The sequence below is a fragment of the Dyadobacter endophyticus genome (assembly GCF_014641595.1).
In the GTDB taxonomy this organism is placed as follows: domain Bacteria; phylum Bacteroidota; class Bacteroidia; order Cytophagales; family Spirosomataceae; genus Dyadobacter; species Dyadobacter endophyticus.
Genome location: NZ_BMIA01000002.1, coordinates 1,205,358 through 1,225,999, shown reverse-complemented (window position 1 = coordinate 1,225,999; position 20,642 = coordinate 1,205,358). Strand labels below are relative to the sequence as shown.

Sequence of the window (20,642 nt, the reverse complement as noted above, 5' to 3'; positions counted from 1 at the left end):
TTAAAAACAATGAGAAAAAGGATAGCAATAACGCATTTGGCCTGTTTCGCTGCATTCCTATTTTCTGGGTTCCGCTTCCAAAGCGGTTCCCCGAGAACAGAAGCGGCGGCCACGCAGGTGGATATATGCATTTATGGCGCCACCTCTGCCGGCGTAATCGCGGCATATACGGCGAAGAAAATGGGTAAAACAGTGATGCTCATCGAGCCGGGCGGGCATTTGGGCGGCATGACCTCCGGCGGCCTCGGCTACACGGATATTGGTAACAAATATGCCATTACCGGCCTTTCCCGTGACTTCTACCGTCGCATTGGCAAGCATTATGGCAAATTCGAGCAATGGACATTCGAGCCGCGTGTGGCGAAGCAGTATTTGCAGCAATACCTGGATGAAGCGGGTATCAAAGTGGTTTACCAAAGCAGGGTGATCAGTGCCAGTAAATCGGGAGCGGAGATCAAATCCATCGTTTTGGAAAACAGTATTAAACCTGATACTAAAACCAATCAGACCGTTTCAGCGAAGGTTTTCCTCGACTGCACCTACGAAGGTGACCTGATGGCGAAAGCGGGCGTTTCCTATATGGTGGGCCGTGAAGCGAATAGCGCGTACAACGAGACGATCAATGGCGTGCAGCTAATGCACGGCCACCAGCTTCCCGATGGTATCGATCCCTACAAAACTGAGGGAAAACCAGAAAGCGGCCTGTTGTGGGGTGTTTCACCATCCAAACTGGAACCGAACGGCACGGGCGACAAGAAGGTGCAGGCCTATAACTATCGCATTTGCCTCACGTCGGACCCGGCCAATATGGTGCCTATTACCCAGCCGGCGGACTATGATCCCGTTCGCTATGAACTCCTTGCCCGGCTTATTGCCAAACAGCCACAACGCAAAACGCTGAACGACTACTTTATATGGAGTAAGATGCCGAACAGCAAAACGGATATCAACAACCGCAACGGCTTCTCTACGGACATGATCGGCATGAACCATGATTACCCCGATGCCGATTACAAAAAGCGCGGGGAGATCGTCAAAGCGCATGAAGCGTACACCAAAGGGTTGCTTTATTTCTTCGGGCACGACGCGCGCGTACCTGCGGAGCTTCGAGAGGCAATGCTGAAATGGGGGTATCCCAAAGATGAGTACGTGGAAACCGGCAACTGGTCGCCACAACTTTATATACGCGAGGCCAGGAGAATGGTCGGAAGCTACGTGATGACCCAGGCCCACTGCGACTTGAAGGAAGTGGTAACGGATGGTGTGGGTATGGCGGCTTACCAAATGGATTCGCACAATATTCAGCGCATTGTTGTGAATGGAATGGCCAAAAATGAGGGGAATGTGGAGGTAAGCGCCTCCGGACCTTACCCGATCGCGTACCGTTCGCTGGTGCCTAAGGAGAAGGAATGTACCAACCTGCTGGTACCCGTTTGCCTTTCTGCCACGCACATCGCCTATGGCTCAATCCGCATGGAGCCAGTGTTCATGGTGCTCGCCCAGTCGTCGGCGATTGCGGCCGTGATGGCGATCGATTCGAAGAAGAGCGTGCAGCAGATCGACGTTGCCAAATTGCAGGCGAAACTGAAAACCGATCCGCTCGTGAACGGCAGAACGCCTGAAATTCTCGTAGATAATGAAGATAGCAAGCACGTTTCCGTCAAAGGAAGCTGGGAGCCGGTCAAAAAAGGAGGTTATGGCCCATCGTTTCTGGCTACTTCTGAAAGCGATAAGAAAGGCGGCTCGGTGACTTTTACACCTGAAATAGCTGCTGCGGGGAATTATCAGATATACGCTTACTTCCCGAAAGTAGCCAAACCAGCTTCGGAAATTAAGCTCTCTGTGAAAGCCGGAAGCGAAGTCAAAGCGATTTCAGTGCTTGAAAAAGACATTGTGGTAGAAGGCCAAACTTCCGGCGAATGGTACCATGTAGGCAAGTTCAACTTGCCCAAAGGCAATACATCTTCCGTGAATATCTCATCGGAAGGAGCCTCGGGAGCCGTTGCCGCCGACGCCGTACTATTTGTGCCAGAATCAAAATAATTCGGTAGTCGGGCGGCCATGGTCAGCCGTCAACCCATTTCAAATTCCAAATCAGACATTTAATGAAAAAATTACTCTTACTGATTGCATTCCTCATTTCACAGGTCACGACGCGGGCTGCATTAGCGCAGTCGTACGAAGCGGACGTGATTGTATACGGCGGCACTTGTGCGGCGGTCACGGCCGCGGTGCAGGTCGTTAAATCCGGCAAAACAGTGCTCGTTGTCTCACCCGACAAGCATTTGGGAGGGCTTTCCTCCGGTGGGCTGGGCTTTACCGATACCGGCAACAAATCGGTGATCGGTGGCCTTGCGCGCGAGTTTTACCACCGCGTTTACCTGCATTACGATAAACCCGAAGGCTGGCATTGGCAGAAAAAAGAAGAATACGGTAACAAAGGTCAGGGCACCGTGGCTATGGACGGCGCCGAGCGCACGATGTGGATCTTCGAGCCGCACGTGGCCGAGCAGGTTTTTGAGGATTTTGTGAAAGAAAACAATATCAAAATCTACCGCGGCGAATGGCTCGACCGCGGCAAAAGCGGTGTGCAGAAGAGCAACGGCCGCATTACCTCTTTTAAAACTTTAAGCGGCAAGACTTTCAAAGGCAAAATGTTCATCGACGCCACTTACGAAGGCGATTTGATGGCCGCTGCCGGTGTGAAATACCACGTAGGCCGCGAGGCCAATAGTGTTTACAATGAAGAATGGAACGGCATTCAGGCGGGTGTATTCCAGCACAGACATTATTTCGCGAAGAATATCAGTCCTTATAAAGTGGAAGGCGATCCCAAAAGCGGCTTGCTGCCTTATGTGACAGCGGAGAAAATCGGCAAAAATGGGGAGGGAGATCACAAAATCCAGGCCTATTGCTTCCGTATGTGCCTGTCGTCGCACCCCGACAACCGCATTCCTTTCGCGAAACCGGCTGGTTACGACCCGGGTAAATACGCGCTGCTCGCACGGGTGTACAAGGCCGGCTGGACCGAAACTTTCGACAAATACGACCCCATTCCCAACCGTAAAACGGACACCAACAACCATGGTCCGTTCAGCACCGACTTCATCGGCCAGAACTACGACTATCCCGATGCTACTTATGAGCGCCGTAAGCAGATCATTAAGGAACACGAGTTGTACCAAAAAGGGCTGATGTATTTCCTTGCTAACGACGCCGCAGTACCTGCTGACGTCCGCGCCAAGGTAGGGGAATGGGGTTTGCCCAAGGACGAATTCAAAGATAATGGCGGTTGGCCGCACCAGATATACGTCCGGGAAGCCCGCCGTATGCTGGGCAAGAGCGTGATGACCGAAAATGAAACATTAGGCAAAAAAGCTGTTGAACAATCGGTTGGAATGGGTTCCTACTCGCTCGACGCGCACAATGCGCAGCGCTACGTGAAGGAAGACGGTTTCGTGCAGAATGAGGGAGACATTGGCGTGCATCCAAAAACACCTTATGGTATTTCATATGGCTCTATTATCCCCAAAAAGGCCGAATGTGAAAACTTGCTGGTGCCCGTGTGCGTTTCGGCGTCGCATATTGCCTATGGTTCTATCCGGATGGAGCCGGTGTTCATGATCCTCGGGCAGAGCGCGGCAACCGCTGCGGTACAGGCGATCGACGGCAAGGTGGCGGTGCAGGATGTGGATTATGGTAAACTGAAAGAGCAGTTGCTGAAAGACAAGCAAAAGCTGGAACTCTGAGACGGGGCAACCGGTCACTCAGTCGACCTACCGGTCACTCGGTAATATGCCCGGCTGGAAAAATGGCAGTTTAATTTCGTGCTTATTAATCAAAAAAATAGGCAACCATGAAAACTCCATCCATGAAAAATCTGGCAAATTACCTGATGCTATTTGTGTTCGCGGCAGCGATGCTGGCGTGTAGCAAAGATTCCGACGACCCGACTCCCGAAACGCCCTCCGGCAATGCCGTGGAAGGCACCTGGAAAATTAAGGCGATGAACGTCGATCCGGCACAAAACGGCATTACCGACGTGCTTGCATACTTCGAGGCGCTTACCGGGAAGAAATGTTTGTCGGAAACCGAGCTTACTTTCAAAAGCAATGGCACAGTGGGCGCCAAAGTGCCCATCGGCTGCGACGACATTCTGGACCAGGCCGATGTTGTCGACGACGCTTCGAAATGGGCGGTTAAAGACAAGAAAATAGTGCTCACCGAAGGCTCTGATGTTACTGAGTTCGACCTTGAAACCGGTGCGAACGAAATGAAATGGTCGAGCACGGAGGAAGAAGACGGCGTCAAATACAAAATTACCATCGTATTCAAGAAGAGTTAGACAATGGAAGCAAGAGAAAGTCAGTATGATTCAAACAAAACTTTCTCTTTAAATTTTATTAATTTACCAACGAATAGCCGGGCTTATGTCCGGCTATTTGCATAATATTGCAAGTTATTCCGATGAAACCCATACAAAAACAAATGTCAACCGTCACAGCAACGCGCTCAGACGCTTCCTACCTTTTCAGTGCTCCCGTAATTGTCGCTGCCCTTGGTTACTTTGTAGATATTTATGATTTGCTCCTTTTCGGGATCGTCCGCCTGCCGAGTCTGGCAGCATTGGGCCTTTCCGAGGCAGATATTTCCGTTACCGGCGCTAGTATTCTGAACTGGCAAATGACCGGGCTGCTCATCGGCGGGATACTCTGGGGTGTGCTGGGGGACAAAAAGGGGCGTCTTTCCGTACTTTTTGGCTCTATTATCACGTATTCGCTTGCCAATATCGCCTGCGGTTTTGTGCAGGACGTTACGGTTTATAAACTGCTTCGCTTCGTTGCGGGTATCGGTCTGGCCGGTGAGCTGGGCGCGGGTATTACGCTGGTGTCGGAGATACTTCCCAAACATCTGCGCGCCATTGGTACTTCGCTGGTCGCGGGTATTGGTTTACTGGGTGCTGTTGTGGCCTATTTTACGGTAGAGTTTTTCGATTGGCGCTATGCCTATTTCATCGGCGGCGGGCTGGGGATTTCGTTGCTTTTGCTTCGGATCGGTGTTTTTGAGTCGGGTATTTTCAAGGATATCAAAGACCAAAAGCATGTCGAGAAAGGCAACTTTTTTGCGTTGTTCAATAACAAAGACAGGCTTAGCAGGTATCTCAAATGCATTGGTATCGGGCTCCCGACGTGGTTTGTGATCGGTATTCTCGCCACATTCAGCAATGAATTCGGAAAAGCATTGGGAATCAACGAGCCCATCAAACCAGGGCTTTCCATTATGTGGTGCTACGTTGGCCTTTCGGTAGGCGACCTTTGCAGCGGTTTCATCAGTCACTGGCTCGAATCGCGCAAGAAGGCGGTCTTCTACCTCATGCTATTTACATTGATATGCAGCCTGGTATACCTCTTTGCGGGCATCAAATCGGTCTCGCTTTTCTACACCGTTGCCACGTTGCTGGGCTTCGGGATCGGTTACTGGGCCATGTTCGTGACCATCGGCGCGGAACAATTCGGTACCAACCTGCGCGCCACGGCTGCTACCACCGTTCCCAACATGGTAAGGGGAACGGTAGTGGGAATGACTACATTATTTGCTATTTTTAAAGGTTCTTTCACCGTTATTCAGGCTGGTGCACTGGTAGGGGTGATCTGTTTTGCGATCGGTATTTTCTGCATCCTGACGATCCCCGAAACGCACGGCCGCGATCTCGACTTTCTGGAAGAGTGACGGGTTGGTCAAGAATAGTCAGAGAGAGGAGAACTTTCTCATAAATTTCAATAAATAACAATCCTTGACAAAATTACAGTAACAACGTTTTAAACATAAATGAAGATGGAGAGACGCGTAGCGCTAAAAAGCATGGCCGTAGCCATGGGCGCCATGGCGGGTTTGCCTTCCTGGGCATCCGGTTGGAACAAGAGTGCAGTGGCGAAAGGAAGGTTGCTCTCGGCGGACCAATCCAAAAATCTTACGATGATCGTCGAAACCATTATCCCCAAAACCGACACTCCGGGCGCGGGGGAATTGGGGGTAGGTGATTTTGTTCAGAAAATGGTGAAGGATTGCTACGACGCCAAAGCGCAGGCAAGCCTCGCAAGCGGCGTTTCAAATATCGACGAGCAGAGCATTCAGCGTTTCGGCAAGTCGTTTACGGATGCGAGCAAGGAGCAGCGTCTGCAAATCCTGTCGGAAATCGAGAAAGGCAGCGACGCGGTACAGAAGGGCTTTTTCAGCATGGTCAAAAACCTTACAATCCAGGGCTACATGACGTCCGAATACGTGATGACCAACATTACCCATTACGAAATGATCCCCGCCCGTTACCATGGGTGTGTACCTGTTAAAAAAGGTTAGATGGAGGAAGGGGAGGAAGGAAGAAAGGGAGGAGAGGGAAGTTTTTCCCCCTTTCTTCCCCTTCCTCCATCCTCCGTTTCCTCCCTTTCCTCCCACAAAATAGACTATGGCAAATTTTAATATTGATAGTAAAAAAGCCCGTACCTACGATGCCATTGTGATCGGCTCGGGGATTAGCGGCGGCTGGTCGGCGAAGGAGCTGACCGAAAAAGGCCTGAAAACCCTCGTGCTGGAACGCGGGCGCGATGTACAGCATATCAAGGACTACCCTACGACGAACATGATGCCGTGGGAGTTTGAGCACCGTGAGCGGCTTACCAAGGAAATCGCCGATGCTAATCCTATTGCGGCACGTTGCTACAACTTCAAGGAATCGTCGATGCACTTTTTTGCGAAGGATAACGAGCATCCCTACATTCAGGAGAAGCCTTTCGACTGGCTGAGAGGTTACCAGGTGGGCGGAAAGTCGCTGCTATGGGCGCGGCAGACGCAGCGTTGGAGCAAATACGATTTTGAAGGCCCGGCACGTGATCAATTCGCCGTGGAATGGCCGATCGGGTACGACGACCTGGCGCCCTGGTATAGTCACGTGGAGAAGTTTGCGGGTATCACTGGCAACAAGGACGGTATCGACGCATTGCCCGATGGTGAGTTCCTGCCCCCGCACGATTTGAACTGTGTGGAGAAGTATTTCAAAGAGCAGGTTTCGAAACAATATAAAGACCGCCACATTATCATCGGTCGCGCAGCCCATATTACCGAGCCGCAGCAGATCCACCTCGATCAGGGCCGTGCCAAATGCCAGCACCGTGTGATGTGCGAGCGCGGGTGTCCGTTCGGAGGATATTTCAGCAGCAATGCGTCCACCATTCCCTGGGCGATGAAAACAGGCAATATGACGCTCCGTCCGCATTCGGTAGTGCATTCGATCATTTACGACGACAAGAAGCAAAAAGCCTCCGGCGTGCGCGTGATCGACGCGAATACGAAGCAGATGATCGAATTTTACGCCGACATTATCTTCCTGAATGCAGCTGCACTGAACTCGAACCTGGTATTGCTGAACTCGGTATCCAGCCGCTTCCCGAACGGATTGGGCAATGATAGCGGCCTGCTGGGCAAGTACGTGGCATTCCACAACTACCGCGCAACGGTTTCGGGCGAATACGAGGGCTTCCTCGATTCGACGACCGATGGAAAACGTCCCAATAGCGGTTACATTCCTCGTTTCCGCAATGTGTACAAGCAGGAAACCGACTTTTTGCGTGGTTATGCGGCCGGTTTCGGTGCGAACCGCAATACTTACAATGACCGCAACGGCCTCGGCGAATCGCTCAAAGCCGGTTTGCACGAAACCAAATATGGTAATTGGAGCGTAGGTTCGCACATGATGGGCGAGACGATCCCGAAAGAAAGCAATTACGTGGCGCTCGATAAAACCGAAAAGGATCCGTTTGGAATGCCTAAAATGAGAATCTCCGTCGATTACGACGATAACGACGAGAAGATGATCAAGGATTATATGGAGCAGGTGAGCGAGATGTTTACCAAAGCGGGCTTTGCCAATGTCAGAACGCACGATAACCACCGCAATCCGGGCAATGACATCCACGAAATGGGCGGTGCGCGCATGGGCAAGGACCCTAAGACGTCGCTGCTCAACAAATGGAACCAGTTGCACCATTGCAAGAACGTATTCGTGACCGACGGCGCCTGTATGACCTCGACGTCTACCCAGAATCCGTCGCTTACCTACATGGCCCTTTCTGCCCGTGCGGTGGATTACGCTGTGAAGCAAAGCAAAGCGAAGAATTTGTAACCATTTATTGCCTTTTGAAGCTAATGGCCGCTATCCCACGGGGTAGCGGCTTTTTTTCGTCCCTGGATATTTAGTTTAGGATATAATTAAAAAAAGTTTTAGTTTTTTTAAATCAAGGGTAAGGGATTTTAAATACAAAAAAGTCTTTTAATTATTACATACGAACAGATACTCAATGCACGATCCTTTGCTTAACCCGGAAACGAAGCGCCCTGGGCCGTTTGTGTCCCCTGCACACGAAGGCAAGGCCCCCGTGAGTGAAATAGATTCTGCAACATTCCTCAAATCGGCTTTCGAGCAGAATCCGGGGAAGGGACTGGAACTGCTGTTCAAGCGGTATTATAACCCGCTTTGCAGCCACGCAGTGCGTTTTGTCTATTCCAAACAGATCGCTGAAGACTTGGTGAGCGAAGTGTTCTTCCAATTTTACCGCACGAAAGCTTACGAGAACATCACGACATCCTACACGAGTTATCTATTCCGCTCAGTACGAAACGAATGCTATACGTATATGCGCAGAGAGTTCGGTAAGATGGACAGCCTCGAAATGAACGAGGAGCATTCGATTTCTACGTATCATCAGCAGCCTGACGCGGAAATTCATTACAATAACCTTTTCCTGAAAGTAAACGAGGTGATCGCGCGGCTCCCTATGCAGTGCCAGAAGGTGTTTCTACTAAGCCGTTTCGAGAACAAAAAATACCATGAAATAGCCGACGAGCTTCATATATCGCCCAAAACCGTCGAAGTACATATCTCCAAGGCCTTGAAGCATCTCCGTTCCGCTTTGCATGGCGAATGGATGATCTCGCTCTGCCTTGCCATTTTGAATATCCTCTAATACCCCGTCTGGGAAGCCCGGCCTGGAAGGCCTGGCCTGAAAACCCCGCCGGAAGACCCGCTGCAACGGGTGTTGTCAACGTGTAAACCGAACGAAAATGGAAAAAACTATATCGAAATATACGCTTTTCGAGTACCTGAGCGGGCGCTCGAATCCGCTCGAAAGGCAGCTGGTGGAGGAATGGATCGTGCAGAAGGAGAATGCCGAAACGTTCCATCGGTGGCTGCTGGAATATGAAACCAAATCACCGCAGTTCATTCCCGATCAGGACGCTGCGCTTGAAAATCTGCTTCTCCGGCTGAACTCGGCGATGGAATATGAGGGAGATTGGAGGAAGGAGGAAGGGGAGGAAGAGCGTGCTCCTTCCTGGCTTTGGCAACGGAGCAACCGGTTTTGGATGGTGGCAGCATCGGTAACATTGCTGGTGAGCTGCGGATGGTGGTTTCGTGAGCCGATACAATACAAGTCGTACCAGACAGCCTACGGCCAAACTACTGACGTGTACCTCGAAGACGGAAGCCGCGTAGCATTGAATTCCAATTCCAAGCTGAAAGTACCCAGGCTCGGTTTCTGGGGCGATGTGCGCGAAGTGGCACTGGAAGGTGAGGCGGAGTTTTCGGTAAGCCATACCATTGATCACAAGCGATTTGTGGTCAAAACATCGAAAAAATTCCAGGTGGAAGTGCTGGGTACTACATTCTCCGTCTTTGCGCGGCCGAGGGGCACCAAAGTAGCGTTGAAATCCGGCAGCGTGCGGATCGACTATTCGCAGAACAACCAGCGTCGCGAGGTCATGATGGAGCCGGGCGACCTTGCTTTTCTCGATCACGAGGGCGCGGTACAGCTGGAAAGAAAGCAGGATATCAAAACTTTCGCTCCATGGACTGAGCAACGTTATGTGTTCAACGCGACACCTGTCAAAGAAATAATCGCGATGATCGAGGAGAATTTCGGCCAGAAGGTAAATCTTTCTGATTCCAGTATCGCCCAGCGATCAATTACGGGCAATTTTAAGACCAAAAACGCGGAAGAACTTTTGAAGACGATTTCGGAAGTGCTTGACCTCAGGGTCGAGCAAAACGGCGCTAGCATCCTTTTAACGAACAATTAATTATTCCAAACCATTTGATTATGAATCTAACGCTATCAGCCAAGCAATGGGTGGCGATCGGGATTGTGTTGATGACGCAATCCTCGCGGATCGTGCATTCACAGGTCATTGCATTTGCGTCGATGCCGGCCAAGCAGCATACTTCGCTAGGTCAGGAAATGAAGCTCAAGAATGTTTTGCTGGATCTTCAGAGACACTATGGGGTAGAAATCATTTTCGAAGACCGCCTGGTAGGCTCGGTGAATGTCGCTTCCAGCAACCTGGATTTTAACCAGCCGATCGAGAAAAACCTCGATGTGCTGTTGCGGCAGAACGGTCTGAAATATAAAAAGACAAGAAAAAACACATTCGTCATTACGGAAAGCAAATCAAAGGAAGCGACGCCGGTGAGGGAAAGCAAGGACGAGGCGATGGCGCTGCCGGAGGGGCAGATGATCCAGGAAAACCTGACCGCACCGGCACTGGTAACCCAGGCGGCCGTTGACAGGACGATCAAAGGGACTGTTTCGGACGAAAAAGGAGCTTCACTCCCGGGCGTGAGCGTGGTCCTGAAAGGTACCCAACGCGGAACTTCCACCGGCGCGGCCGGTGATTTCAGTCTGGAAATTCCGGATGGCGGTCAGCCCGTACTGGTTTTTAGTTTTGTAGGCTACAAATCGCAGGAGGTGGCGGTGGGAAACCAATCGGCGCTGACGGTAAATCTGGGGCCGGATGAAAATGCACTGGAAGAGGTGGTGGTAGTGGGCTATGGTACGGTTAAAAAATCTGACCTTACAGGCGCAGTCGGTACGATCAAGGCCGATGTATTGCAGGAACGCCCGGCTTCTTCGCTGAACCAGGGACTTTCCGGGCGCATTACCGGGGTGAACGTGTCGTCGAACTCGGGCCGTCCGGGTGGTCGTGCCAATATCCGCATTCGAGGAGCCAGCTCTATCAGTGTTTCCAACAATCCCCTTTACGTGATCGATGGGGTAATCCTGAATGCCGTAGAACTGGCAAACGGTAGTACGCCAATCGATTATCTGAACCCGAACGACATTGCATCCATCGAAGTCCTGAAAGATGCGTCTTCCACGGCGATCTACGGTGCGCGTGGTGCCAACGGGGTTATCCTTGTTACGACCAAACGCGGCACAGCCGGGGGCGGAAAAGTTACCTATGACACGGATTTCAGTATTGGTATAGCCCCCAAAAAACTGCCTGTATTGAATTCGAAAGAGTTTTTGCAGGTGGAGGAAACCATTTACGCCAATGCGGCCAAATATGACCCCGTAGGTTGGGCAACCGGAACCAAATACACCGATCCCAAGCTGAAACGGACTAACCCGTTGCTTTTTGACTCGAACGGCAACCCATTGTACGACACCGATTGGCAGAAAGAGACTTTCCAAAAGGCATTTACCCAAAACCATCAGCTTGGTTTCACAGGGGGTAACGAAAAGGGCAGCTTCGGAGCATTCCTGAACTATCGTAATGAGGACGGTATTATCAAGGATTCGTGGCAGAAACGTTTCGCGGGCCGTTTTGTATTTGATTCACAAATCAAAAGCTGGCTGAAAGTGGGCGGTACGCTGGGCTACACCGACCAGAACGAGAAGCAAATTGATCAACTTGGCGGCGGGGGTATTACAGCTATGCGCCAGGTGCTGGAAGCATTGCCGATCATCCCGGTAAAATATCCCGACGGCAAATGGGCCAGTAACCGCGATTACCCAGGAATGGAAGGTGGCGACAGTCCGCTCCGCGTGGTGGCCGAACGCCTCTATTTCCTGAAAACACAAACCATGTTGGGTAATATGTATGCCAACATCCGCCTTGCCGACGGGCTGGAATTACGTTCTACCGTAGGCGCGAACGTGATCAACCAACGTAATGATTACTTCGCAGCAGCCGGACTTCAATACATTTCCAGCAATGGCGACGCGTCGGTGAGCAGTAGCCGGTACAATTCATGGCAGTTTGAGAATTACCTCACCTACTTCAAAGACTTTGGCAAGATCCATTCGATTAACGCGATGCTCGGGTTGTCGTGGCAGCACGTGGATCGTTTCGATAACGTAGCCCGCAGCCAGGTTTTTACGGACACTTATTTCCAATATAACAACCTCGGCGCGGGAGCAACGGCGCTCGCGCCCAGCTCGGCCGCAACGGCTTACGGTCTGAACTCCTACTTCGCGAGGATCAATTACAGCCTGATGAACAAGTACCTGGTTACATTCACAGGCCGTCTTGATGGCTCGTCGAAATTCGGGGATGCCAACCGGTACGCGTTCTTTCCTTCCGCGGCGTTGGCATGGCGTGTGAACGAAGAAGAATTCCTGAAAAATTCAAATTCGATTTCCAACCTGAAAATCCGTGCGAGCTACGGTGCTACCGGTAACTCGGAAATTCCCGCCTACCGCGCGCTTGCAGGTTTGGCAAGCTCTGATGTCATCTTCGGAGGAACCCGTAACATCGGTATCGGTGTAGGCCGGATGTCCAACTCCAACCTGCAATGGGAGAAAACACAACAGGTGGATTTGGGTATAGAGCTGGGCTTGTTCCAGAACCGCATCAGCTTCGAATTGGACCTGTATCGCAGGAAAGTGAACGAGATGTTGCTGGATGCACCGCTTCCTTTGAGCAGCGGCTATGCAAGCATCTTTACCAATATTGGCAGCATGGAAAACAAAGGCTTCGAGTTTGCGGTCAACTCTACCAATATCAAAGCGGGTGATTTCTCTTGGAGCACTACATTCAACATTTCGGTAAACAAAAACAAGGTACTGGCGCTGTCGGGTGGTAGCGATATCTTCTCCGGGGCTACGGTAATCCGCGTAGGCGAGCCGGTGGGTTCGATGTTCGGACGGGTACACGAAGGTATCTGGTCAACAGCTGAGGCTGAGCAGGCGAAAAAATACAATATGCTGCCTGGTGACGTGAAGTACAAAGACCTGAACAACGACGGCACGATCAACGATAACGACCGTACAATCATTGGTAAAGGTATTCCTGATGGCTTCGGTACATTCCTCAACACATTCAACTTCAAACAATGGTCATTGACGGTTGATTTGCAATACATGTACGGCAACGATGTGCTCGACAGAAGTATCCACTCGGCTGAGGATCGCCAGGGTATTGCGAACAGCTATAAAACCGTGTTGAATGCCTGGACAGAAACCAACCAGAACACAACAATCGCGCAGATCCGCCCGATCAATGCTTACTACACGACCAACAACGACAGCCACAAGGTAACTGACGCATCGTTTATCCGCGGGCGCAACCTGTTGCTGGCTTATGTGTTCCCGTCGCACATCGCATCGAAAATGAAACTGGAACGTTTGAGGGCTTATGCATCCGTTCAGAACTTCTTTGTAACAACCAAATACAAAGGTTATGACCCTGAGGTTTCGAACTCCGGATCGCCTTTCGACCAGGGATTTGGTTTGTATGACTATCCGAAGCCAAGAGTATTCATGCTCGGCCTGAACATCGGTTTATAACAATATTGACTCTTACCGAAAGTAACAATGACAATCATATCAAAGAAAATCGGCTTGCTCGCTATGCTGAGCTTATTTGGGGCGACGGGATGTTCCGACTTCCTGGAAGAGTCGGATCCCAGTAACTTTACCGAAGAGAACTATTTCACCCAGCCTGCGCACGCACGCAGCTCCGTAAATGCAATCTACACGCCTTTGCGCGAGCCTATGAACAGCGGTTTCGGCGGCGGTGCGTGGATGATGCCCGAATTCGGGACTGGTTTGGCCGGTACCGACCTTGGCCAGGCAGTGAACAGCTATTTTATCAAAGATCTCCGGAATACTTCCGATAATGGCTACGGGCAAACGTACTGGACCCAATATTACAAAGGTATTGCCGGTGCTAACCTGTCGCTTGCGAAGATCCCCGGCATTACCATGGATGCTGCCGAAATGAAGAAGGTGCTTGGTGAGGCTTATTTCCTCCGTGCATTCTATTACTTTCAGCTCGTGCAGATGTTCGGAAACATCCCGCTTGTGACGGCGCCGGTTAACCTGCAATCCGATCAATTGCGTCCCGCAGCGGCCACGCCGGAGGCGGTTTACAACCAGATCGTGGAGGATTTGAAAGCAGCGGAGGCATCCGGGCTTCCGATGACCGAAAACAGTGGTAAGGTGACGCTCGGCGCTGTAAAATCGCTGTTGGCGAAGGTGTATCTCACCATGGCAGGGTATCCGTTGCAAAAAGGCGCTGCGTATTATGATCTGGCCGCTAAGAAAGCAGAGGAAGTGATCGATTCGAAGGCATTCAAATTGTTTACCACCTACGACGACCTGCATAACCCGGCCAAGAAGAACATTGAAGAGAATATCTTCATGATCCAGTACAAAACCCAGCTGATCCCTTCCAACTGGCAGGTTTCCATTATCCCTTATAACAAAAATATCTCTGCCTATTCCGATGAAACAGGCGGTATTTACGCGACGGGCGATTTTGTGAAGTCTTTCGAAGCGGGCGATTTGCGGGCAAAGGAGAAGCAATTCTTTTTCACCAAATTCACCAATGAAAGCGATCGTAACAAGGTGGTGGATCTTGGAGGTTATTTTATTTACAAACACTTTGATAACGTAGCCCAAACCAGCAGTGCGAACAGCGATCTCAACTGGCCGGTGATCCGTTATGCCGATGTACTTCTGATGTACGCGGAAGCGTCCAATGAGGTTGGAGGCCCCTCTGCCAAAGCTTATGAGGCGGTGAACGCGATCCGTACCCGTGCGGAGCTGCCTGCGCTCGCCGGTCTTACCAAAGACACATTCCGCGAGGCGGTGTGGGCAGAACGCTGGCATGAGTTGTGCTTCGAGAATATCACCTGGTTCGATATGGCGCGTCTACGTAAGGCGTACAATGTTACCACCAAGAAGTTTGATAACTACGTGGGGCACAAGTTCTCTTACGGACCTACGTTGACGGAGCGCGAATTGCTCTTCCCTATTCCAACGGCCGAAATACGGAATAATACGAATCTGGATCAGAACAAAGGATATTAGCAGAACAGGTTAACCATTAAACTCAGTTAGTTTAATAGTAGATAGTAAACAAGATAGGCCGCCGGAGATTTCCGGCGGCCTATTTGCATGATAGATATTTTGGGTTATTTAATTGATTTCAAATCCTTTCCCGCAATATCTTCCCAGCGGTAGAGATGGAACGTCTTATCGTCGCTCATGGCTACGAACAGGCCGTTGCGGAATTGAGCATTGAGGGGAAGGGAAACAACGTCGGAGCCGTCGCTGTGACTGGCTTTGACGGTTACTTTTCTTAACAATGGATGTTCGTTGGGTTTGCCGGATGTCCCTTCCCTCGGAAAGATCTGGAAGCTGTTGGCACCCTGGTCCGAAACGAGGATGTAGCCGGTGCTGTCGGTAAGCTGGTAAATGGAAATGCCTTCATGGTCTTCCGTAAAACCGGTGGTAGCAAACAGCGCCAGCTCTTCATTACCTTTTTCAGGATCGGCATAGTATTTGCGGACGCCACTGCCTTCATCGGAATAATACACATAGCCCAGCTGGTCGTCGACGGCGATGGCTTCGATCTCTTTCAAACCACTGTATTTCCCGAATTTACGGACGAGCGATGCTTTGACCTGGCCCTTTCCGTCGTCTTCCAGCCGGTATTGCCAAAGGTAAGTCCCATCGGTGGGTCCCGATTTGCGGCCCACAATAGCGTAAATTTTGCCTGATTTGTTTTTGTAAAGAGCGATACCCATCAAATCACGCACATTTTCGCCTGTTTCTCCTACAAAAACCTCTATGCCGCCGTCGTCGATGGGTTTCATATCAGGCACGCTGTAAATGCGGAGCTTGTGGGTGAAGCGCTCGGTGGTAACGGCAATATCCGTAGGCTTTCCGCTAAGGCTCAGGCCGTATTCAATATCCACATTATCCGGGCGTTTGAGGCCGGTTACGCTTTTGTCACGTTGTATCTTGCCTTGCAGGTCGAAGACGTACAAGCCGCCGTCCTGGTCTTTATCTGTGCCTATAATCAGGCTTTGGGCCGCGTCGGCAGGGTTGATCCAGATCGCGGGGTCGTCGGTATCATGCGCAACCGTGTCGGTGATGAAAACCGGCTGGATGATCGAGCTGATAGTGTCCGCCTTGGCGGATTGGATCGGCGTGCTGTTGTTGGATTGGCAGGCCACAAGTGATACGGCCAGGCCGATGGCCGGGAGAAAGAATGTTTTCACTGGTTTAGAATTGATTTACGCGATGTCATGTTGAGCGAAGTCGAAACATCGTGCGTGATGCCTTCGACCGCCCGGCGGCCCGGTTCGCTCAGGCTGACAATACTGTCACGCGCGCTCAGGCCGACAATGCCGTTATGCCTGGTACACTTATCTGAATGAAATTACTTAGTCCCCAATGCCCCGATGTAGTCGGCAGGAGCGGGGGATTTGTAGGTTACACCGTTGATGACGAGGCCTTCTGCGTAGAGGCGGGTGAAACTGGTTTTTCCTTTGCCGAGAGCAGGTGAACCGGCTTGCAAGTGGAAGTCCCACGCGCTGTTGAAAGTGGCGTTTTTGTTGTCGGTGGTCAATGGGTAGTTCACGAATTTAGGATCATTATCGCCTACTTTCACCGAAATGAGGTCATTCGAGCCTTTCAGAATTTCTACCGACGGCTGGAATTGCTTTACGCCTTCTTCGGTTGCACCATAATACAACGTGTTGTTAATCACCGAACGGTTGTCCACCGACTTATCTACATTCTCTTTCTTGATTCCAAAGCGGTCGTTGGCAAGCAGGTTGTTATAAAGATCAGCGCGAACACCTTTTTCCAGCCATATTGAACCGCCTTTGGTAGTAGGTCTTCTCCAACCTGCATTAATGATCGTGTTGTTATAACCCACGACATAGGCCTGCGGCGTGCGATCACCCGAGTTCGAGAGTTTCAATGCGTTGGTATTGGGGCTGTACACCACATTGAAAGCGACATCGGCCTGCACACCCGATTTAATATTGATCGCGTCGCCGCCCGATACGCCAGTCGTATTGAAGGTATTGTTGGCGATGATCACCTTTCCACCCTCGATATAAAAACCGTCTTCATTAAAATTGCGGATAGTGCTGTTCACAACCACCAGCTTGCCACTGATATTGGAATAGTAAATAACCGGCACGTGCTCACCGGGAAGTGCTTTGTACAATTTTGCTTTAACGGATGGAGATTCGTCCGTCGTTACCGCACCACCGTATTCGAGGATAGTGTTGCTCATGACGAATTCAGCCGAAGTGGGAGCGGCGATTAGTCCGCCCCAAAGGTTGCCGAAGAGGTTTCCAGTGGTTTTCCATGCATCGGGCACGGTGAATTTCACGGGCGCTGCGGCAGTTCCGAGGCTGTACAGGTTGCCTTTTACCACCACTTCCGGCTTGATCACCGAGTCGCTGAAAAGTACCGTCACGCCTTCTTCAATGGTGAGCGATTTGCCTTCCGGGATTTGAATGTGGCCGGTCACTTTGTAGGTATTGCCTTTGGTCCAGGTGCCGGAAACTTCTCCGGATACCGATTCTTCGGTCGGCTTGTTGTCGATAGGAGTGGGCTCCGATTTGTCGTCGCTGCAACCGGTGATCAGGAATGCGGCAAGCGCAGAAAGCATGAATAGCTGTTTCATTTTGGATTGGTTCATGAGATTTAAAATTTTGATGACTGATTAAAACTTGTATCGTACGCCGAGGAGGTAGGAGCGCTGGTAACGGTCGCGGCGGATGAGCGTCTTACCGGGCAGGTCTTGATTCGGGATATTGGCATTGGAAGCGCTGGTATTCTTCATGAAAACTTCCATCGGCGTGTCGAGGAGATTATTGGCTTTCAGGAACACACCGAGGCCATTACGGAATGTCTTTTCAACGGAAGCATCCATTTGAACGAAGCCTTTCTGCCAAAGGTCATTGTCGATAAACTGTGAAACCGTATTGATCCGGTCGCCTGTGTAGCCGCCCGCCAGCTGCGCGTCGATGCCGTTTTTCTGGCTTTTATAGAGTATCGAAAGGTTGGCCACATGCGCCGATTGTCCGTAAAGCGGCCGCGTTTGCTCAACGTTGATCGTTTCCAGGTCGCCGCTCTCGTTGCGTATGCGCTTGGATTTGGGCGTGGTAATGCGCGAATGCGTGTAGGTGTAGTTGGCTTTGATCCCGAACTGCTTCACATATTTGATATAATCGATTTCCAGCCCGTAGTTCCTGGCATTCCCGAAATTGCCCGGCGAGTAATAAATGTCCTGTCCGCGCACAGCGTCGCGTTGGAGGGTATATTCAATCGGGTCTTTGATCATTTTGTAAAAAACACCCACCATAAACTGCTCCGAAGCGCGTGGAAAGAGCTCGTAGCGCAGATCGATATTGTCGGCAACTGCGCGTTTCAGGCCGGGATTGCCACGTTCTTGGTACTCTTCGTTTACAATGCGGTAGGGTACGATTTCGAAGAAACCCGGGCGGTTGATCGAACGGAAGTACGAGGCCCGCAGGTTAATATGTTCCTCGGGTTTGTATTTCAAATGCAGGCTTGGAAGAATATCCGTGTATTTCTGGTTGCCATTCGGCCGGTCTTCACCGATCGGGAAGAGCATCGAATAACCCTGGTTGGTGTTCTCCGCACGCACGCCACCGAGCATTTCCAGGTTTTTTGTTTCAGCTTTAAATTGTATAAAACCCGCTTTGATCTGTTCGCTCGCATCGTAGGTCAATGCACTCCCTACCGATCCGCGCGGGTTCTGGATCGTCCAGCGGATCTGTGTATAATCGGTGAAATCCTTTCCGTATTCCGCAAACGGGTCGGCAGGACGGAGTTGGTAGTTGTTGTAAAAGTTGGAGCGGGATTTGTCGCGGAACAAGCCGCCGGCTGTCCATTCTACTTGTGTTGCGCCTATGGTTGTGTTGTAGGTTAAATTCAGGTAGCCCGATAGGTCACGGTCGGAGTTGTGCTCCCACCGGCGCGATGCATCGCCTACGGTTGTTTTTCTTTCCTGAAAATGCTGCATAACGCCTGTCAGCGGCACGGTAACATTGTCGGGAACCTCATTGATGGCTTTGGAATACACCGCCGACCATTGCAATGCGAGCGCATCGGCCAGCTGGTGCTTGCCTTGTAATGTGCTGTTGAATATCTGCTGTCTGGTCAGCCGGGAGCGGGTTGAATAGCTGAGTGTCGCATTGCCCACCACCGGATCGTAGCCACCGATGGTCAGTTGGGTGGATTTTACATCCCGTACCTGTACATTCGTGAGGTTCATGAACGCATTGTAGAACTGGATTTTATGCCTCTCATTCACCCGGTAATCTATTTTAGAATGCAAACCATACCGGATCTGCTGCTCCGAATATTTCCGCTCGCTCATTTTGGTGAGCGCTTCGCCGCGCAGGGTATCGACGGTCTCCGAATCGAAAAAGAGACTGTTGCTGCCGCGGTGGGTGTTTTGGTAGCTTCCGGCGAGCAGGACACCCAGCTTGTCTTTTAAAAAGCGGTTCCCGATCGCAATGCTTCCCAGCAGGTTGGGAGCGGGTGTTTTGAGCTTGTAATTAACAGCCGCCGTCGAAAAATCGGCTGGGGTTGCATTGTACTGGTTGCCATTCCGCTCGTAAGGGGATTTCGACTGGATGCTCCGAAATTCGTAACCCATGAATTTCCGGTCCATAAACAGCTCGTTATAGCCGGTCGAGACGTTTGCCGAGAAAGTAAACTGGTCCGGTGCGTCTTTCATCACCATATTCACGGCTCCGCCGATCGCGTCGCCTTCCATGGCAGGTGTCAGGGCCTTGTAAACTTCAAGCCGGTCGAGAAGGTCTGAGGGAAAAATATCCAGCGGCACATAGCGGTATTTGTTGTCCGGGCTTGGGATCTTTACCCCATTCACAAGCGTGTAATTGTAGCGTTTGTCCATACCGCGCAGGATCGCGTATTGGCCGTCACCATTGCTGTTGCGTTCGATGGAAATGCCGGAAATACGCTGAATCACGTTTGCAACGGTGAGGTCAGGGGAAATCTGGATGGTTTTGCCGGAAACGATATTCATGACCTGGCTCGCATTGCGCTCCATGAGGCGGGCGGTGTTGTCGCTCGCGCCATCGCGCTTGCCGGTGACGGCCACTTCGTCGAGTTTAAGGCTCTCCGCAGCTTCGAGTGTTAAATCCAGCCGCACTGTCTCATTGCCGTCGATCGCAAATTCCTTTTGCATCGGTGCATAGGAAATATGCCGGATGCTGAGCCGGTAAGAACCTTTTTGGAGATTGGAAATGGAGAACGAACCATCAAGCCCTGAAATATCATGCAGGTTGGTGCCTTCAACGTAGATCACCACACCCAATGCGGGCTCGCCGGTGGATGCTTCAAGCAGCTTGCCTTTAAGTGTCCCGGCATAGCTGGTGATGGTAAAAAGGATCGGAAGGATATGGAGGTAGTAACGGATCATCGCATCAAAAGTCTGAGTAAGTGCCGGCGGTCGGCCGTCGGCGGTCGTTCCGGTTGACGATGCGAAGGTGTGCAGAACAATATCAG

General features: G+C 51.1%; 13 protein-coding genes. 10 read left to right on the top strand and 3 right to left on the bottom strand.

The window, feature by feature from the left end:
* Positions 1–9 precede the first annotated feature (9 nt).
* The 10 genes from IEY24_RS17230 (at position 10) to IEY24_RS17185 (ending at position 15,143) form a co-directional block, all read left to right on the top strand.
* A complete protein-coding gene (locus tag IEY24_RS17230; protein ID WP_188934277.1) occupies positions 10–2,043 on the top strand; it encodes an FAD-dependent oxidoreductase in 2,034 nt (677 codons plus the stop codon).
* Positions 2,044–2,105: 62 nt separating this feature from the next.
* Positions 2,106–3,749 carry an FAD-dependent oxidoreductase gene (locus IEY24_RS17225; protein ID WP_188934275.1) on the top strand — a complete coding sequence of 548 codons (1,644 nt, stop codon included), beginning with the start codon at positions 2,106–2,108 and terminating at the stop codon, positions 3,747–3,749.
* Between the two features lie 122 nt (positions 3,750–3,871).
* Positions 3,872–4,345: a lipocalin family protein gene (locus tag IEY24_RS17220; protein WP_188934273.1), complete on the top strand. Its 474-nt coding sequence runs from the start codon at positions 3,872–3,874 to the stop codon at positions 4,343–4,345.
* Positions 4,346–4,488: 143 nt separating this feature from the next.
* Positions 4,489–5,730 (top strand): MFS transporter, encoded by a 1,242-nt coding sequence (locus IEY24_RS17215; RefSeq protein ID WP_229222490.1) that lies wholly within the window; start codon positions 4,489–4,491, stop codon positions 5,728–5,730.
* Positions 5,731–5,835: 105 nt separating this feature from the next.
* Positions 5,836–6,357 carry a gluconate 2-dehydrogenase subunit 3 family protein gene (locus IEY24_RS17210; protein ID WP_229222488.1) on the top strand — a complete coding sequence of 174 codons (522 nt, stop codon included), beginning with the start codon at positions 5,836–5,838 and terminating at the stop codon, positions 6,355–6,357.
* Between the two features lie 106 nt (positions 6,358–6,463).
* Positions 6,464–8,176, top strand: a complete 1,713-nt coding sequence (locus IEY24_RS17205) for a GMC oxidoreductase (RefSeq protein ID WP_188934269.1) — start codon at positions 6,464–6,466, stop codon at positions 8,174–8,176.
* A gap of 175 nt (positions 8,177–8,351) precedes the next feature.
* Complete coding sequence (locus IEY24_RS17200; RefSeq protein ID WP_188934267.1) at positions 8,352–9,017, top strand: RNA polymerase sigma-70 factor; 666 nt, start codon at positions 8,352–8,354, stop codon at positions 9,015–9,017.
* Positions 9,018–9,114: 97 nt separating this feature from the next.
* Entirely contained in the window at positions 9,115–10,128 is a 1,014-nt protein-coding gene (locus IEY24_RS17195) for a FecR family protein (protein ID WP_188934265.1), read from the top strand.
* Positions 10,129–10,148: 20 nt separating this feature from the next.
* On the top strand, positions 10,149–13,616 hold the full coding sequence (locus IEY24_RS17190; RefSeq protein ID WP_188934263.1) for a SusC/RagA family TonB-linked outer membrane protein: 3,468 nt from the start codon (positions 10,149–10,151) through the stop codon (positions 13,614–13,616).
* Positions 13,617–13,643: 27 nt separating this feature from the next.
* Positions 13,644–15,143, top strand: a complete 1,500-nt coding sequence (locus IEY24_RS17185) for a RagB/SusD family nutrient uptake outer membrane protein (RefSeq protein ID WP_188934261.1) — start codon at positions 13,644–13,646, stop codon at positions 15,141–15,143.
* Between the two features lie 104 nt (positions 15,144–15,247).
* On the opposite strand, the gene IEY24_RS17180 is transcribed toward IEY24_RS17185, so the two are convergent.
* From IEY24_RS17180 to IEY24_RS17170, 3 genes are all read right to left on the bottom strand, one after another.
* On the bottom strand, positions 15,248–16,339 hold the full coding sequence (locus IEY24_RS17180) for a phytase (RefSeq protein WP_188934259.1): 1,092 nt from the start codon (positions 16,337–16,339) through the stop codon (positions 15,248–15,250).
* Between the two features lie 161 nt (positions 16,340–16,500).
* Complete coding sequence (locus tag IEY24_RS17175; RefSeq protein ID WP_188935225.1) at positions 16,501–17,763, bottom strand: right-handed parallel beta-helix repeat-containing protein; 1,263 nt, start codon at positions 17,761–17,763, stop codon at positions 16,501–16,503.
* Between the two features lie 39 nt (positions 17,764–17,802).
* On the bottom strand, positions 17,803–20,556 hold the full coding sequence (locus IEY24_RS17170; protein ID WP_188934257.1) for a TonB-dependent receptor: 2,754 nt from the start codon (positions 20,554–20,556) through the stop codon (positions 17,803–17,805).
* Between the last annotated feature and the right edge of the window lie 86 nt (positions 20,557–20,642).

Excerpts from the sequence above, each read along its gene's own strand:
- IEY24_RS17185 (WP_188934261.1), top strand. The coding sequence starts at position 13,644 with ATGACAATCATATCAAAGAAAATCGGCTTGCTCGCTATGCTGAGCTTA.
- IEY24_RS17200 (WP_188934267.1), top strand. The coding sequence starts at position 8,352 with ATGCACGATCCTTTGCTTAACCCGGAAACGAAGCGCCCTGGGCCGTTT.
- IEY24_RS17175 (WP_188935225.1), bottom strand. The coding sequence starts at position 17,763 with ATGAAACAGCTATTCATGCTTTCTGCGCTTGCCGCATTCCTGATCACC.
- IEY24_RS17225 (WP_188934275.1), top strand. The coding sequence starts at position 2,106 with ATGAAAAAATTACTCTTACTGATTGCATTCCTCATTTCACAGGTCACG.
- IEY24_RS17230 (WP_188934277.1), top strand. The coding sequence starts at position 10 with ATGAGAAAAAGGATAGCAATAACGCATTTGGCCTGTTTCGCTGCATTC.
- IEY24_RS17210 (WP_229222488.1), top strand. The coding sequence starts at position 5,836 with ATGGAGAGACGCGTAGCGCTAAAAAGCATGGCCGTAGCCATGGGCGCC.
- IEY24_RS17220 (WP_188934273.1), top strand. The coding sequence starts at position 3,872 with ATGAAAAATCTGGCAAATTACCTGATGCTATTTGTGTTCGCGGCAGCG.
- IEY24_RS17215 (WP_229222490.1), top strand. The coding sequence starts at position 4,489 with ATGTCAACCGTCACAGCAACGCGCTCAGACGCTTCCTACCTTTTCAGT.
- IEY24_RS17190 (WP_188934263.1), top strand. The coding sequence starts at position 10,149 with ATGAATCTAACGCTATCAGCCAAGCAATGGGTGGCGATCGGGATTGTG.
- IEY24_RS17170 (WP_188934257.1), bottom strand. The coding sequence starts at position 20,556 with ATGATCCGTTACTACCTCCATATCCTTCCGATCCTTTTTACCATCACC.
- IEY24_RS17205 (WP_188934269.1), top strand. The coding sequence starts at position 6,464 with ATGGCAAATTTTAATATTGATAGTAAAAAAGCCCGTACCTACGATGCC.
- IEY24_RS17195 (WP_188934265.1), top strand. The coding sequence starts at position 9,115 with ATGGAAAAAACTATATCGAAATATACGCTTTTCGAGTACCTGAGCGGG.